Below are 16,358 nucleotides of genomic sequence, written 5' to 3'. Positions count from 1 at the left end.
TTGCGTCAGAGGGCGGATGTTCCGTTGAGAAGATCCTGGATGATCGTGTCGCTGACCGCGTGATGCGCTTCGCGGGCATGGTCTTCCAGCAGCTTGTGAAGAATGCCGGATGCCAAGGGTATGAAGTCAAAACCGCGTGCGATTGCTGCGGACCGCAGTTGTGACAGTGTTTCGAACTCCCGGAAGTCCGTGCCAAGCCAGAGTTCGAGATCCTCGCCACTGGCATCCGGAAATGCCTGGAGGAAGAACGTCTGAAGCGGGCGGTCATAGCCGATAATGGCATTCGGGTCGGCGTGGCGGAGTGCGGTCCTGGTGACGGCAATTGTGTAGCGGCTCATGGCGGCCTCCTTTGGAATGGGGAGGCCGGCCCCGATTTCGGGGCCGGCGGTCCGGTTCAGGCCGGGCTGTTCCAGAGGATGACCTTCTTGCCGGGCTCGCCGCCGGGCGCTGGGGCGACGTTGCCGAAGATCACGCCGATCTCGGGCGCTTCGAGCTTCGTGGAGATGTATTCTTCGCCGGTCTGGCGGGAGACGCGGTTCCAGCCTGCGCCGATCTCAAAGCCGGTCTTACGGTGGATGATGCGGTAGTCCGGGGCTTCTTCGCTCGCCTTGTTGGTGTTCGGGACGAGGGCGATCGGCGCGTTGACCCGGATGGTGGCGAAGACGCCTTCGAGAGTGCCGTCGGTCTTTTCGGTGAGGGTTGCGATCGTGGTAGCCATGGGATTGTCTCCTTCGTTGCATCGGGACCATTCCCGATGGCGCCCGAAGAAGGGGCTGCGCCGCAGGCGTCACCGCAGCGTAGCGAAGGGAAACCCCCTTGCGGGGTTGACGCTGATCGCGGCCGGTCCCTTAGAAAGGCGACATAGAGAACGGGAATGGTCCTTGATTGCGACGTCGGCAGGAGACCTCGCCTTGGTTGCCGGATGTGGCCCCGCCGAGTACCGCACGCGTGACATGCGTCGGTGGTGTTCGGGTCAACGGACGCTGGCCGTCAACTAGTCGGACGCGACGCGAGAGATCAGCACCGTCCCGATCCCATCCTCACCGTCAGAGACGGCTTCGGTCGGCATCACGCTCGAACCGCAGGCCTCTCCTGACGCGACTGCAGTTCTGCGGAGCAGGACCACGTGACGGACGTGATTTCAAGAGATGTCGCTTCGGAGGGCGGCGGGGATGCGGCAAGTCTCAGTCGGGGCGGTTGACCCGGCCGGTTCGGCCGCGCGCCTCGGCAAACAGTCTGGCGATCTTCACCATGAAGGACTTGCTGAAGCGGCCGAGGATATCCTGACCGGGCTCGATGTCCGGGATCTCCAATGAGGCGCGACCCATTTGCGGCGGTTGGGTGGTGATGGCGAGAAGCGCCAGATGGGTATCCATCGGCGGCATTGCGGATGGCGACGACGACGCAGACGGGACGCTGCTTGCGGCCTTCGGTCTCACCGCGTTGCTGCTGCCAGGCCCAGAGGTAGGGATAGGAGATGACCTCGCCGGGTCGGAATTCACGGCTCATCGTCGTAGCCTTCGCCATGCGCCAGCCGATCGAGCGCCTCGTCGAACAGTTCCGCATGCTCGGCGGGCATTTCCGAGATATGAAAGGCGCGGCGCGGGTCCCCGCCGGTGCGCATGCGCTCATAGTGATCGTAGCTCATCAGCACGAAGCGAGGCTTCTTGTGGCGAGTCAGAACAACCGGCTCGCGGCTTGCCGCATCGGTAACGTCGCCGATCTGCTTGTTGAGGTCGCCTGTCGTGAACTGCTTCATCGCAAAGATCTCCACTTCGATTCCCATATAATCCATTTTCCCATGTTTTCCATCTTTTCCATGTATCCGGGAAGACGGCGCTCACGCGCCGTCTCCTGAAGCCTGCCAGACCGGAATGCCGAGCCGGCGTGCCTTGTCGGCGAGATTGCCTGTGATGCCGTTTCCGGGAAAGACGATCAATCCGGCGGGCATGACCGACAGCATATCGTCATTGCGCCGAAACGGTGCGGCCTTGGCGTGTTTCGTCCAATTCGGCTTAAAGGTGATCTGCGTCACCTTGCGGGCTTCAGCCCAGCATGCAGCAATCCGTTCGGCGCCTTTCGGCGAGCCGCCGTGCAGCAATACCATGTCAGGATACTTCGCATGCGCCTGATCGAGCTTGGCCCAAATCCGCTCATGGTCGTTATAGTCCATGCCGCCAGAGAACGCGATCTTGGTGCCGGCGGGGATCAGCACCTCGGTCTCGGCGCGGCGTCGAGCGGAGAGGAAGTCCCGGCTGTCGATCATCGCCGCCGTCATGTTGATGTGGTTGACCTTCGAGCCGGTGCGCGGCCGCCAGGACGATCCGGATTGCGCCTCGAACAGGTCGGCGGCATAGTCGCGCATGAACTCGAAGCTATTCCTGCGTTCCAAGAGCGTGATGCCCTCGGCAATGAGGCGTTCGAGCTCGACACTCTTCACCTCCGAGCCGTCCTGCTCACGCTGGCCGGTGCGCTGCGCTTCCTCGTTGCGGTCGAGCTCACGCTGGATGCGCTCGCCGGCGCGATGGAAGAGATTAGGGATCGACCAGAACAGGTCTTCGAGATCGGGCTCCAGGCGGGTGTTGCCGAGCATTTCGGCGAGGGCGTCGAAGATCGTGGTGATCGATGACTGGACCTGCGGTTCCTCCGGCAATGGCCGCGGGTCGGGCTCGTCCTGGAAGGGGCGATAGCCGTAGACCTGCATCTCGTAGATGAAGCGGTCGGTCGGGGAGGAAGCGTGGTGGGGCTCGACGCCGTCGTCGGGGTGAAGGATCAGGTCCATGGTGGTCTCCGTTCGGTGGGCCGCGCCTCTCGCGGCCTGACGGCGAACCCGGTCACGCGGGCCGAGGCCGGAACCGCGAGTGAAGCGCAGCGGCCCAGCGAAGCGCCGGGCGGGGACAAGAGGGTTTCTTGATCCGCGAGGAATGACGGGCCGCGCCTGCGGACCGGCAGGGGAAGAAACCCGACTGACCCGCTGAAGGCCGGAGGCCCGCGTGGTAAGGGTCGCCTCTCGGCAGGCCCGCGGGCGCGCGCCAATCCGGAATAAGACCAATGGACCGCCCTTCGCCGATGCCGTCGCCGGCCCCTCCCCCAGCCTTTGCGGCCAGCTTCAGGCGGTCAGGAAGGCCACCGCATCTTCCGGAGTGAGTTGAGCCTTGAGGCTTGCGGTCAGCCGGTCCGCCCCCAACCAGCGAAGATCATCGTTGAAGTCGCCGAGTTCCGGCGACAGCACCAACGGCAGGATCCCGTGCGCCTGCGCCCGTCGGCTCAACCCCTCGACCCCATGCCGGCCTGCGGCATCCGCGTCGGCCGCGATATAGATACGCCGGCATCCGGGCGGGAAGTGGAAGCCCGCGAGGTGATTGGCCGTGAGTGCCGCGACCATCGGCATGCCGGGCATCACATGTGAGAGGGACAGCATGGTCTCGATGCCCTCGCCCGCTGCCAGGACCGGTACAGGATCGGTAACTGGATAGCAGAAACGGACGCCATTACCGAGCAACCCACCGAGAGCACGGCGCGGATCGTCCACCTTGGCCTTGCCGACGCCATCGGGATCGAGCCAGCTGCGGTGCACGCCGGTGATGGCTCCGGCCGCATCGGTCACTGCCGAAATGAGAGCCGGAAAGCTGGTCGTCCGAGCAGTGATGAGATCGCGATAATAGCAGGACGGATGGAAACGGAGCGCACCATGGGTGAACGCCCGCAGAATGCCGCGTTCGCGCAGATAGATGTCGGCGAGCGTACCCGCCAACGGCTGCGTCATTCGAAACAGCCGTCGTGCCCGCTCTGTCGCCGGCCGCTCGACCGGAGAGGCGTCACTTACGTCGCCCCTGAGGTCCGACACCGGTTCGGGCTGGGGCAGGCTCAGAAAATGACGCGCCTCCTCGGCAACGTCCCGGAAGTCCACGAGGCCACAGGTCTCGCGGACGAGATCGAGCAGGTCACCGAACTGACCGGTCGCCGCATCCGTCCACCGGCCAGCGCGCGGGCCGGCCAGATGCACGTAGAGCGACCGGCCCTTGTTGTTGGCGACATTGCCGACGAGCCAGTAGTTGCCGGCGCGGCGGCCGGCGGAAAGATAGTGACGGCAGACCGCCTCCGCGTCTTGCGCGAGACGGCCCGCCAGATCGGAGGCGGACAGCATGGGCAGGCCTCCATCAGGACCGGCGCGCGACATCGACGAGGCGATGACGCTGCATCAGCTTCGACAGGATCTCCGTGCCTCCATCTGTCACCGGCACGAAGAAGCGCAGCTTCCAACTGATCATCTCCGAGAACAGACCGATCGACCGCAGCCAGTCGCGCATGCCGTCGGTAAAGCCGGTTAGTTCGACTCGGTACTCGTTCATGACGCGGACGCGGCGGAGCGTCATGTCACCGGCAAGGCCGACGATCGACGATCCGTCGACCAGCGCCGTCCAGACTTCGTCGCCGCTCAATACTTGCGTCTGATCGATCCCGAAGTTGCGGCAAAGGCCGGCCAGCCGGTCGGGCGCGATGACGCGGCCGACGATCTGCTCGCCGTCATCCGTCTGCAGACGACGAATGCGGCAGAAATCCTGCGGCAGCAGTTTCCAGATCGGCAGGAGCAGTCCGCTGACGATATGCATTACCGACGTCGAGAATTCCGGCACGGCGGCGACCTCGGTATTCCAGGCAAGGGCGAAGGCCTGTTCGTCGGCTTCCTCCCAGGACGTCTCTTCAAGCTGGCGGGTCTCGAACTGGAGCTCGTCCATCGGCCGGATCAGCGACACGCGCGGCTGGACCGAGCCATCGACCAGCATGATCGAACGGGTCGGCACCATCACCGCCGGCCGCCCCGACTTGCCGTTAATCATCAGCTTCGCGCGCGGATCCTGCCTTACAAGACTCTGAACGTCCTTGAGCTGCATCGGTGGGTTGCGATCCCTGCGCTTCATGGTCAAGAGGTGCGACTGCGCGCCGGTGACCGGATGCGTATAGATCAGCCGCCGCTCGGCGATTGTCATGCTGTCGGCCGTGATCGTCTCCAAGCCCTTGTCATAGATCCCGGCGGCAATAGCCCCTTCGATGCGGGCGGCCAGCAGCTGCTCGAAGGCCCCGAACAGCACGTTCTGCATGGCGATGGTCAGTGCCAGCATGCGATTGAGGAAGGTCTGGATCGGCGGCAACTCATCCTTCAATCCGCCCTCCTCTGATGTCAGCGACAGGCCGGTGATGCTTTCGAACGTTTCCAGCGAGCAGCCTTCGATCCTACCGGCATGCAGCAATCCATAGAATTGCCGCAGCGCGTCGCGGGCATATTGGGATTCGAGATTGTCCTCGCTGCGAAACATCCCCTGTCCGCCGGTCTGACGCTGGCCACGGGTGATGGCGCCGAGCGTGTCGAGACGCCGGGCGATGGTCGAGAGGAAGCGCCGTTCGGCCTTGACGTTGGTGGCGATCATCCGGAACCGGGGCGGCTGCTTCTGATTGGTGCGATGGCTGCGCCCGAGCCCCTGGATCGCCACGTCGGCGCGCCAACCTGCCTCCAGAAGATTGTGAAGACGCAGGCGCTGATTTTTGGCGGCGAGATCCGAGTGGTAGGATCTGCCGGTCCCGCCGGCGTCGCTGAAGACGAGAATGTCTTTGTCGTCGTCCATGAAGGCGCGGGCCTCGTCGAGATTGGCGCTGCCCGGCCGGCTCTGCACCGCATAGCGGGCGATGGACGTGCTGTCCTCACGGCGGACGATGCGGCGCGAGCGGCCGGTGATCTCGGCGACCTTACTGGTGCCGAAATGCTGAACGATCTGGTCGAGGGCCGTCGGGATCGCCGGCAGGCTACCTAAGGTTTCGACCAGTTCGTCGCGACGCCGTTCGGCCTCCCGGCAGATGACAGGGTTCCCGTCCGCGTCATGAACCGGCCGCGAGCTGAGATTGCCCTCGGCGTCGGAGAATTCCTCGAAGAGCTGCACCGGGAAGGAGTGCATCAAATAGTCGATGACATATTCCCGCGGCGTCACGTCGACCTGCAGATCGCCCCATTCCTCGGTCGGGATCTGTGCCAGCCGGCGCTCGGTCAAAGCCGCGCCCGTCGAGACGAGCTGGACGATCGCAGCGTGACCCTCTTTCAGATCTGAAGCGGTCGCTTTGAGAAGGGCCGGCGTCTTCATCGACGTCAGAAGATGATTGAAGAAGCGCTGCTTCGAGCTTTCGAAGGCCGAGCGTGCGGCCGCCTTAGCGTTTTTGTTCAATGTCCCGGATTTGCCGGTTATACCGGATGCCTCCATCGCGGCGTCGAGGTGATTGTGGATGACCTGGAAGGCCTCAGCATAGGAGTCGTAGATGCGAACCTGTTCCTCGGTCAACTCGTGCTCGAGGATCTCGTATTCCACGCCTTCGAAGGAGAGCGAACGGGAGGCGTAGAGGCCCATCGCCTTCAGGTCTCTTGCGAGAACCTCCATGGCGGCGACGCCGCCGTCTTCGATCGCGGCAATGAACTCGGAGCGTGTGGGAAAGGGAAAGTCGCTGCTGCCCCAGAGACCGAGGCGCTCGGCATAGGCAAGGGATTCGACTTCCGATGCGCCGGTCGCCGAAACGTAAACGACGCGGGCATCCGGCAGTGCGCGCTGCAGACGAAGGCCTGCCCTGCCCTGCTGCGACGCCGCCTTGTCGCCGCGCTCGGACTTGCCGCCGGCAGCGTTAGCCATGGCGTGGCCTTCGTCGAAGACGATGACGCCGTCAAAATCACTCCCGAGCCAGTCGACGATCTGCTGAACCCGCGATCGCTTGCCCTCGCGCTCATCGCTGCGCAACGTCGCAAAGGTCGTGAAGAGGACGCCCTCCTCCAGCTTGATCGCCTTGCCCTGGCGGAAGCGCGACAGCGGGGTCACCAGCAGCTTTTCCTGCCCGAGCGCACTCCAGTCACGCTGCGCGTCCTCGATCAGCTTGTCGGACTTCGAAATCCAGACGTGGCGACGGCGGCCCTTGAACCAGTTGTCGAGAATGACGCCGGCAGCCTGGCGGCCTTTTCCCGCGCCCGTGCCATCGCCGAGAAACCATCCCCGGCGAAAGCGAACGGCATCCTCCGCGTCGGGCGCCACAGCCTTGAGATTGTCGAAGGAGGCATCGACGCTCCAGTGGCCAGCGAGGTAACCGGAATGGGCTTCGCCGGCATAGATGACACTTTCGAGCTGGGCGTCGGAGAGATCGCCACTGGTGACGATGCGCTTCGGCAGGTGCGGGCGATAGTTCGGCTTCGGCGGTGCGACCGAGGCCATCGCAACCGATTCCACCAGCGTGTCAGGATGAGGTTTTGCGTCTAGAATGTGGATCGACTGCAGCCGGTAGGTCTCGTAGATGCCGTCAGCAGCGTTTGATTCATCCTTCGGCTGAGCGTCCCGCAGCTCGTAGGAGAGTTCGATGATCTCGTCATCGACGGGTGCAGGGCGGGCCATCGGTGAAGGCTTCGCCTGCCCGCCGACCGCAGGACGATGCAACGGTGCGGCAACCGCTGCTGGACGCATCGTCTCCGATCGCAGGCTACTGTTGGAGAGCGCACCGATGGAGTTCGACGCCGCCGCGGGCGCGCGGGGCGGAAGGCCGGTGATCCAGGTGAGCAGTGTTTCAAGATCGCGCGCTGTACCCTTCGACGTCACCAGCTTCAACGTATCGTCAGCTGGGATCTTGTCGATCACGATCAGCCGGGTTTCCATCGTCGTTCCATGACGGGCATAGATGCCACCGTCGACCCCTGCGGTGAACAGCACCGTGCCCTTCTCCTGCAGCCGCACGAAAGCGTCCCGCCATGCGGGATCGTCGGGAGAAAAGCTCGCGCCAGTGATCGCGACTAGCCGCCCACCGGGAGCAAGCCGCGCGAACGCGGAGGCCAGATGCCGCCAGGCAGCATCAGCCACCCGACCTTGCACGTGAACGCCGGCTGAGAAAGGCGGGTTCATCAGCACCACGGTCGGCCGAATAGATCGGTCGAGGTAATCGTCGATATGCGCGGCATCGTGTCGAGAGGCCGAAACGCCGGCGAAGAGCCGCGCCAGCAGCGAGTGCCGGACCACCGCGTATTCGTTGAGCGCCAGGCGTGCACTCGCGAGTTCTGCAAAGATCGCCATCAGGCCGGTTCCAGCCGACGGTTCGAGAACCACGTCAGCGGCTATGATGCCGGCAGCACGAGCTGCGACGTAGGCAAGCGGGATCGGCGTCGAGAATTGCTGTAGTGCCTGGCTCTCCTCGGATCGGCGTGTATGGGTCGGCATGAGGTTTGCCACTTTCGTCAGCATCGCGAGCGTCGATTGAGGCGAATGGGTGCGGGACACGATCGCGCGGAATTTGCGCAGAAACAGCACCTGGGCGATCTCAGCCGCCTCATAGGCCTCCTTCCAGAGCCAGACGCCCTCGGCGTCGCTGCCGCCGAAAACCTCGGTCATAATTTGCCGCAGGTCAGCTGTGGTGAGGACTTTACCTTGCTCCAGAAACGGCGTGATCTGACCGCCAGCATCCATAAGTGCTTCAGTGCGCGTTTTGATATCAGGACGTGGAGAGGTGGAGACGATCTGGGAATGCGAGATGATATTCATCGAAGGATGCTCCAAGAGTGAGGAAAGAACAGGGGAGCCCAGCGTCCTGCCGAAGGTCGGAGGAACGAAATCGGGCAGCCAGGGCAGGATCGGGGATCGCCGGCTTAAACCGCCGGCTATTGTCAGTGTCTAGGTCGTCGGGCTTACAAGGAAGCCAGTCGGATCGTCGGGATCGGGCGGTAGATAGGCATCGTAAGGATTGCCGTCGGCAAGATGGCCAAACGGCGTGAAGGCGTATTCGCCCTCACTGCGGCCGACGGCGCAAAGCACGTAACGCGGCTCGCGGGTCGCGGCATCAAGGCATTCCATGAGAGCGAGATTGCCGTCGGACGCGGCGCGAAGCAGCGTATCGAAATTCAAGCGTGCGTAATCGGGGAGAGCCATTGCAGTGCTCCATGAACGGAAATGCCCGACACGGGGCCGGGCTGATGGTGATGTTGATGTTGATGTTGAGGCTAGTTTGATCTGTCTCGAGGCGCGTCAGGAGGCACTCTCCAGCAGCTTCTTCGCTTTGCCTTCGAGTTCGAGACGCGTGTCCTGATTGGTCTTGGTGCGCGCCAGCGCGGTGATGCCCTGCACGAAGTCGAAGACCGACTCCGGCGGCCGCCCCTCCTCCGACAGGACCATCTCGATCACCTTGCCGGTCTCGCCCTTCGAGAAGCCCCGCCGACGCAGGAAGGTCTCGCGATCGTCATCCTTGCGCGCGACGACCCGCTCCCGTGCCGCCTTGATGCCGGCGATGAATGGTGCCGGTGAGGAATTGGCGAAGCTGGTCAACGCAGGCGCTGCCTCATGCGCAAAGCGCTGGGCGGCGAACTTCGAATGGCGGATGGTGATCTCCTCGAAATTCTCCGTGCCCCAGAGATTTCTGTTTGCGCAAACCGCCCGCAGATAGAAGGAGGCGATACCGAGCGTCTTCGATCCAACCTCCGAGTTCCAGGCGTAGAAGCCGCGGAAATAGAGGTCGGGCTCACCGTTCGGCAGCCGTCCGGCTTCGATCGGATGGGTGTCGTCGACCAGGAACAGGAAAACGTCCCGGTCGCTGGCGTAAAGGGTGGTCGTGTCCTTGGTGATGTCGACGAAGGGATTGTGGGTCATCGTCGCCCAATCGAGGACGCCCGGCACTTTCCACATCGTGTCGCCGGTCCCATTACCGGCGATCTTCATGACCGACGAGACCAGTTCGTGATCCCAGATGCGACCGTATTCCGGTCCGGTCACGGCCCTTAGTTCCAGCCGACCGTCATCCATCTCAAGCGTCTTGACGAGTTCGGCACGATGGTTGAGCAGACCGTGCTGCAGGTTGATGGCAGCAAGCGGCGCGGGCAATTGCCGCATATAGGTGGCCGGAGCGCCAACCAGGCTGCAAAGCTGCCCGTAGCTCCAGTGGGTCGGTGCGATCGCTTGGCGCTGACCTGGGACAACAAGCTCAAGCCGCTCCGCATTGTCGCGCGTTGCCTCGACGCGGATCGCAGCGCTTTCGATCGTTCGGGCATGGGCGCGCTCCGCTCGGGACCGGACGGTGTCGTAGAGATCGCTCAGCGACAGGAAGCGTTCATCGTCGGGACGGGAAAACCATTCCGACGAAACGCGGCCGATCCGCTCGCCGCGGGAGATATCGACCTTGAAGGCGGAACGGGCGGACGGGTTGTTGGAAGTGAGAGTGGTCATAAGCTATCTCCTTAAAAGCAGAAACCCGGCACGGCGGCCGGGCGAGGTTGAGTGATGTTTGAGGAAGAGGAAGGATCAATCGGAAGCCAGTCGGCGGCGTGCCGACCGGATTGCCAAGAGCGCGGCCTGGAATTCGGCGCTGCCAACGACGTCCGAGACGTCGAATGCCGTAACTGCGGTGATGCACGCCGCGTGGATGTCGTCATCAGTGACCGCCTCCGGGGTGAGAGGGTCGAAACTTCGGTCGACCTCCAGCACGGCGGCCACCGCATGGCGGACCTGATCGTCCTGCAGCCGAGCGAGCACATGACCGGTCCTAGGTGGGTCGACCGGCTCTTCAGGATCCGGGTCTCCGGCGAGAATGGCTTCTCCGCGGGCAATCGCCCAGGCAGATCGGGCGAGCCAATCGGGCGACGGTTGCCGGGCAGCACTGATGTCATCGAACAGGATCTTCAGCAGCCCGAGCAGGATCTCGAAATGACGCGCCCGGCGCTGGACAGGTTCATCGAATTGCTGGGGGATCTGGATCGGCGGACCCGCATAGGCCGTATGTGCGCCGTCCCAGATGCCGGTGATATGAATTGCTCCCGAGGAATCGAAGTCCTTCTCGGCGATATCCCAACTGTCATCCTCGATGGCAGCACGGCACGCCTCGTCCAGCGTGCCAGCTTCATAGGTGCGACGCCGGAACACCGGCAGGTGATAGGTGGTTTCGATGGTGAAGTCAGGCATAGGTGCCTCCTGAAACGGAAAAGCCCGGCGCGATGGCCGGGCTGTTGGGAAAGAAGACCCAACCGCAAATGCGATCGGGTCAGGCTGATGTGACGCTCGTGAACCTATTCGGCGGCGGCGAGATGCTCGCCATCGATCCCACTTTCCGTATCGCCGTCGCCATCGCTCGACGTTTCCGGCTCGTCGAGCAGGAAGGCCGGCAGGTCCGAAGCTTCGAATACAGGCTCAACCTCATCGGGCTGGACGGCACTATCTGCGACAGCATCGCTTTCGATCGTGCCTTCCCCGATCGTCATGCGAAGGGGCTCAGGCAACCAGCCGTAGCCTGTCATCAGCCGCTCGGCCTCGCGGGCCATGTCGGCTTTCTTGAGATGGCCGATCAGCTCCGCTGCTTGGTCCCCCTTTGCCTCACGAACCGCCTGCAGGATGTGCGCTTTTGTGACACGGCCGAGATAGTTGTCGGCGGTCGACGTCCAACCGGCTTCCACCATGTCGAAACCAATCGAGCGAGCCAGTTGCTCGGCGTGGGCGATCGCCCGGGTCCGCTTGTTCCAGGGTTCGATCACCGTGTTGACCGAAAGCGAGGCGCAATGCGCAAACAGGGCCTGCCGGCTGACCTCATCGAGCTTGATCAGGAAATCCCAGAGATCGTTCGGATCCTTGGGCAAATCCTGGCCCCAGCCTTCCTGCCTTTGATCGATCTCCTTCGCCCAGACCGTTTCGCCGAGACCGGGCGTCTGGCTGAAGCGGGCGCTCTGCAGCGTCACCTCCAGGCATGAATCCGAACCGTAGACGTAGAAGGTCTTTAGAACAAAGGCATGCAGGACGGCGACAAAGGCGATGACAGGATCGTTCGCCAGCGCGTTGCGCAGCGCCACAGTGCGCGCCGCAGTCAGATCGAGAACCAGGCGGTCGGGAAGCGGCTTGATCGTTTCGTCCTCTTCGTCCGGTTCAGTGCCTTCACTGCCGGCGCCGGCGGATACTGGTAGATCGCCGCCGTCGTCGGTACGACCTTCGCCGTGATCAGCCGAGGGATCGATCTCGGCCTTCGGTTCATCCTCCGGCCGCACGAAGCCTCGCTCGATCTTGAGCTCGCCGCTGGCGCCGAGCGACACGAAGACACCGCCGCGGGCGACCTCCTGTGGATCGAACACGTACGGACGGTCGTTGAGCCGGTCGAGCCCGCTGCCGAGTTCCTCCAGCTTCTGTTCGGACGCTTCCGAGTACTCGTTCGCATCCGCATACTCTGCGTCGAGCTTGTCGTATTCGGCGCGGGTGGCGTCATAGCGTGCCAGTTCATCTTCAGTCATTTCGGCCTGCTCGCCGTAGAAGCGGCGGAGGCCGGAGGTGTGGCCGTACGGGAAATCAAACGCGGCTTCGACCCATTTCCAGCCTTCGCTCACCTGGATTGCCTCGGCGTCAGCCTTCAGCTTTTCCATCACGAGCTGCTCAAGCAGCGCCGGATCCTGCAGCCAGCCACCCTGATCCTGGTCGAACAGGTCCCGCATCGTGACACCGCCTGCGGCCTCGTAGGCTTCGATACCGACATAAACGGCGCGGCGGTCGCTGGCACGAATTGCGGTTTCGGTCAGGAGCCGGCGGATGTAATAGGGCTCTCGGCTATGCGAACGCGAGATCGTGTCCCAGACCTGCTCCTGGCGAACGTGGTCGTTGGTGATCGAGAACGCCATGATCTGTTCGAGCGTCATCTCGTCTTCGGCATAGAAGTCGAGAAGCCGTGGTGAGACGGTGGCCAGCCGCAAGCGCTGCCTGACGGTCGCGACCGAAAGGAAGAAGCGCGCGGCGATCTCTTCCTCGCCGAGCCCCTGCTCGCGCAGGGTCTGGAAGGCGCGGAACTGATCGAGCGGATGCAAGGATACGCGCTGGACGTTTTCGGCGAGCGAGTCCTCGACCTCGAGGGTCTCGCCTTTGCTGACGAGGCAGGGAACGCCGGCGGTTTTGGCCAACCGCTTCTGCGCGACCAGGCGCTCGAGGGCGCGATAACGGCGCCCGCCAGCCGGAATGCGATAAATTCCGGTCTCGTTGCCGTCGCCGTCGAGTTCGGGACGAACGTTGAGGCTGGTGAGCAGCCCGCGATGGGCGATGTCTTCCGCAAGGTCCTCGATCGAGACACCAGCCTTGATCTTGCGGACGTTCTGCTGGCTGAGAACCAGCTTGTTGAAGGGAATATCCCGGGCTGCACTGAGGGTGATCTTCTGGATTGCCTGGGCCATGTCGGTTTCTCCATGGCGGACCGGCCGGAACCTCTCTCCAGCCTCCTATCCCGCCACAAATCCCCTTCCCTCCTCTCCCTCTATCGCCTTCCCACCATGTCCCACCATCTCTTCGGCAGGCGACCCTTCCCCTGCGCCTAGGAGCCGGCAATACTGGGCCAGGGATTGGGCCCTTCGGGTGACGACTGGGGCAGCCAGGCTTGAGCGTTGCACACAGAGCTCATGTTCAAAGCTATTTGTGTTCTTGATTTGTTCTGCGGCTAACTCTAGGAGAGGGCCTTATCTTTTTTTCTGGAGCAGAACCCATACCGCGAACGCCTTGCGATCCGATCGCGGCGCCGATGCAAGATCTCTGATTGCCTGCTCACAGTTGTCGATCAGAACGAGGACCTCGGCCCGGACATAACGCGCAAGCGGGTCGTAATCGGCGCGGTGACGTTCTTCCTGCAGGATGACAAACGTATCGGCGAATGAGACGATACTACCCGGAAAGCCGCGGCTTGCCGCCGCTTTGCAGGAATTCTTCGCGACACCATGCTCGAGAGTCCGATAGACTTGCGTCCATGCCGGCTCACTGCGCGTATCGCCTGTCCCCACCAGAAGATCGGCACAATCGCGAGCCAGCGCATGAAACAGCGCATAGTAAGCTGTACTGACACCACGTTTGAGGTCGGACTGGCGTGGACGCTTTGGGCTAGCCTTGGCAAGCCGCCGAGCGGTGGCGATTAAATCATTCGACACTTAGCTTGCGATCTTCTGCTGTTCGTCGAAATGATGCCGAATATGCGGAAACCGCGTCTCGCCAAGGGCGCTCAAAGCTTTTCGCACCTCGGTGGAAAGACCGTAAGTGAGTTTCGAATTGATCGGCTTGTCCGAATAAGCATACTTCACGTCGACCAGCAGGATCGGATCGCCATCGCTGTCTCGATCGGCCCGAATGTCGGCGCCAGAAAACCCTGCCTGGCCAAGCCGATCACGGAGGACCTTTTCAACGGCCGACTTGGTGGAGTTCGATATGGTCTGTTCGTCGCTCATGTTTGCAATATAGAGGATTCTGCCAGAGGGCGCCACTCGCGCAGGCGAGTATGTATATAGCGTCCCTGCCCAGACTGTTTTGTACCAAATAGAAGGATGGAGCACCGTTGGGGCCTTGAGATCGACTTCCACAATATGCACTTCTGCAACAAGAATAGCGTAGACGACGCAGGTCCCAGCCTTGCAGGGAAGAGAAGATGGGTCGAAACGTATGGCAAAAAATTGGACAGTCAGCCGCGGCCCGATCGTAGCTTCGCAGATCGACATCCAGAAAGCAGACGCTATAAACGCGTTGCTTGCTCGTCCGGTCAGGATCTTACCGGCAAGGCCGGGTGATCTTATCCGACCGTTTGCTATCGGGCTCTTTGAGGAAATTCGCCCGCTCCTGAAACCTGGTGTTGGCATGACGACGTTGCGCCGCGCGGTTGCTGCCTTTGTCCACTCGAAGCGTTATTATTTCGCAAGCGCCCAGCCCGATTCCGTTCGCCATGATCTGGACGGTAGGCCGCTGGAAGCTCTGAGTGAGGGTGATCGCATGACGGCTCAGAACTGCTTTCTTAGGCTGAAGCAAAAGGCAGCCGGCGGTGAGCGAAACTCAGAGCCCTCTTCACCCTCCCCTTCCCCGACGCCGGGCGCGACAAAATCAGAGCAGATCCGCGCGAGCCTCCTCGGCCGCGGAAAAATGCAACACACGTCATCCACCATGTCTTGAGCCGAAGTCGAACGCCGCCCCAATTCTCGAACGAGAGATCCTCGACTTCCAACGAGGACCCTTACCCCTGAAAATCCGGACGTAGATGCAACACGCAAAAATCACACGTACCCAGCACCCGGTCGGCCATGGCGGTTTTCACTCCGGCTTGATTTCGACGGTCGAGGGGCCGCCCGGCGTACGCTCGGCCAATGAGCGCCCCGTCACAAGCTTTTCCTATGTCTATGATTGCGGCTCGGAACGAAGCGACGCCTTCAACAGTGAACTGTCGCTCTACCGTGCGGCATCCGACGGAAAGACGGACGTGCTTTTTGTTTCACATCTTCATGCCGACCACATCAACGGCATCGATCGTCTGCAGGCAATGGCGCCAGCGAAGACGGTCATTCTTCCCTATCTGGACGTCGTAGAGCGCCTACTTTTTATTCTCTCCGATTTCGAGCTCGGTGCGGCCTTCCGATCTTCACTCGACTACTTTGAGAACCCTGTAGACTGGTGGCTCGGGAGAGGCGCGGAGCGAGTCATCTTCCTTCAGCCGGGCAGGCCCGACGATATCCCTCCGGCCCGTGGCGCAGAACCCGACAGTCCGATTGACGCTCCGTCCGCTGGACGCCGAATACGACTTGATGACGCTCCGTCCAAAGGCTTTTCGGCAAACAGACTGGCGACCTACATGCGTGCGCCACACGGGCCGATCGCTGAAAAGCTCACTCCTGCGGATCCGACAGCACGACAGACGCAAAGCGGGGCGTTTGTGGCTGCATCCGGTTCGTATCTCCAACTGGAGTGGCAAGCCATTACAGGTGACTCATGGCGCAGGGGCGATTGGATTCTCCTGCCCTATGTCCATCCGGTCGACGATCCGGCCCGAAAGCGGTTTCTTAGGGATATCAAGAAGGCGCTTGGCTTCCGGGGAAATGAAGAGACACAGCTCTCTAAATCGCTGCTTCAGCACCTACGGTCTATCGAAAGTGCGAGGCGGCTGGTCGAAATCTACAACCGGCATTTCGCCGGAGGACACAATGCGATTTCGACGTCACTTTACTCTGGGCCGTTATCTCAACGGGCCGTCGCAAGTTCAAGCCACACAGAGCCGTCCCGGCAATGGCGCTCCTCGCTCGAAGAACCACCCTACGGTCGCTTCTTCTGGCCAGTTGATGGCATCCGCTGGTTGGGCACGGGCGACGCCGCGCTTCGCCAAGTTAAATGGCGAAAGCCATGGCGGACATTTTTCGAAGGCTTAGGCCGCCTGGCAAACGGGGGTCAGCCGAGATTGAAGCTTGGGGTTTCGCCGCACGGCACTCGCCACTCTTCTTCCCCCTGTCTCGCCGGGCGAGCAGCTTAGATCATGCGTTCTCAAGACCGTGAGGAACGACCCACTGGCGGCGCGTAGGGTCGATCCGCGCCCGCTAGCCGGTCCTG

General features: G+C 62.3%; 14 protein-coding genes and 1 pseudogene. 2 read left to right on the top strand and 13 right to left on the bottom strand.

All coding sequences use genetic code 11. From position 1 onward, the window contains the following. Positions 1 to 5: 5 nt before the first annotated feature. From A7X77_RS10305 to A7X77_RS10245, 13 genes and pseudogenes are all read right to left on the bottom strand, one after another. Complete coding sequence (locus A7X77_RS10305) at positions 6 to 338, bottom strand: hypothetical protein (RefSeq protein WP_064682852.1); 333 nt, start codon at positions 336 to 338, stop codon at positions 6 to 8. A 56-nt stretch (positions 339 to 394) separates the two neighbouring features. Then, positions 395 to 718 carry a DUF736 domain-containing protein gene (locus tag A7X77_RS10300; protein WP_027690648.1) on the bottom strand — a complete coding sequence of 108 codons (324 nt, stop codon included), beginning with the start codon at positions 716 to 718 and terminating at the stop codon, positions 395 to 397. A gap of 466 nt (positions 719 to 1,184) precedes the next feature. Further along, positions 1,185 to 1,509, bottom strand: a pseudogene (locus A7X77_RS10295) (hypothetical protein). Further along, entirely contained in the window at positions 1,499 to 1,759 is a 261-nt protein-coding gene (locus A7X77_RS10290; protein ID WP_027690650.1) for a type II toxin-antitoxin system Phd/YefM family antitoxin, read from the bottom strand. Before A7X77_RS10290 ends, A7X77_RS10295 begins: the two are co-directional and overlap by 11 nt. 81 nt (positions 1,760 to 1,840) lie before the next feature. Beyond that, complete coding sequence (locus A7X77_RS10285; protein ID WP_064682851.1) at positions 1,841 to 2,782, bottom strand: DUF2493 domain-containing protein; 942 nt, start codon at positions 2,780 to 2,782, stop codon at positions 1,841 to 1,843. A 327-nt stretch (positions 2,783 to 3,109) separates the two neighbouring features. Further along, complete coding sequence (locus tag A7X77_RS10280; RefSeq protein ID WP_064682850.1) at positions 3,110 to 4,147, bottom strand: DUF7146 domain-containing protein; 1,038 nt, start codon at positions 4,145 to 4,147, stop codon at positions 3,110 to 3,112. A gap of 13 nt (positions 4,148 to 4,160) precedes the next feature. Further along, a complete protein-coding gene (locus A7X77_RS10275) occupies positions 4,161 to 8,552 on the bottom strand; it encodes a strawberry notch family protein (protein ID WP_064682849.1) in 4,392 nt (1,463 codons plus the stop codon). Positions 8,553 to 8,681: 129 nt separating this feature from the next. Continuing rightward, a complete protein-coding gene (locus A7X77_RS10270; protein ID WP_064682848.1) occupies positions 8,682 to 8,936 on the bottom strand; it encodes a DUF6117 family protein in 255 nt (84 codons plus the stop codon). A 96-nt stretch (positions 8,937 to 9,032) separates the two neighbouring features. After that, on the bottom strand, positions 9,033 to 10,223 hold the full coding sequence (locus A7X77_RS10265; RefSeq protein ID WP_064682847.1) for a hypothetical protein: 1,191 nt from the start codon (positions 10,221 to 10,223) through the stop codon (positions 9,033 to 9,035). A 75-nt stretch (positions 10,224 to 10,298) separates the two neighbouring features. Next, positions 10,299 to 10,955, bottom strand: a complete 657-nt coding sequence (locus A7X77_RS10260) for a hypothetical protein (protein ID WP_064682846.1) — start codon at positions 10,953 to 10,955, stop codon at positions 10,299 to 10,301. Positions 10,956 to 11,059: 104 nt separating this feature from the next. Further along, positions 11,060 to 13,189, bottom strand: coding sequence for a ParB/RepB/Spo0J family partition protein (locus A7X77_RS10255; protein ID WP_064682845.1), 2,130 nt, complete (start codon positions 13,187 to 13,189; stop codon positions 11,060 to 11,062). A 279-nt stretch (positions 13,190 to 13,468) separates the two neighbouring features. Next, positions 13,469 to 13,930, bottom strand: a complete 462-nt coding sequence (locus A7X77_RS10250) for a hypothetical protein (RefSeq protein ID WP_064682844.1) — start codon at positions 13,928 to 13,930, stop codon at positions 13,469 to 13,471. After that, positions 13,931 to 14,356: a hypothetical protein gene (locus tag A7X77_RS10245; RefSeq protein ID WP_245293723.1), complete on the bottom strand. Its 426-nt coding sequence runs from the start codon at positions 14,354 to 14,356 to the stop codon at positions 13,931 to 13,933. A gap of 79 nt (positions 14,357 to 14,435) precedes the next feature. On the opposite strand from A7X77_RS10245, the gene A7X77_RS10240 reads away from it, so the two are divergent. Beyond that, positions 14,436 to 14,936 carry a ProQ/FINO family protein gene (locus tag A7X77_RS10240; RefSeq protein ID WP_064682842.1) on the top strand — a complete coding sequence of 167 codons (501 nt, stop codon included), beginning with the start codon at positions 14,436 to 14,438 and terminating at the stop codon, positions 14,934 to 14,936. Between the two features lie 85 nt (positions 14,937 to 15,021). After that, complete coding sequence (locus A7X77_RS10235; protein ID WP_064682841.1) at positions 15,022 to 16,281, top strand: hypothetical protein; 1,260 nt, start codon at positions 15,022 to 15,024, stop codon at positions 16,279 to 16,281. Positions 16,282 to 16,358: the final 77 nt, after the last annotated feature.

It is taken from the genome of Rhizobium bangladeshense (assembly GCF_001662075.1).
Taxonomy (GTDB): Bacteria; Pseudomonadota; Alphaproteobacteria; order Rhizobiales; family Rhizobiaceae; genus Rhizobium; species Rhizobium bangladeshense_B.
Note: the sequence above shows the minus strand (reverse complement) of the source record. Positions and strands in the feature narration are given on the sequence as shown.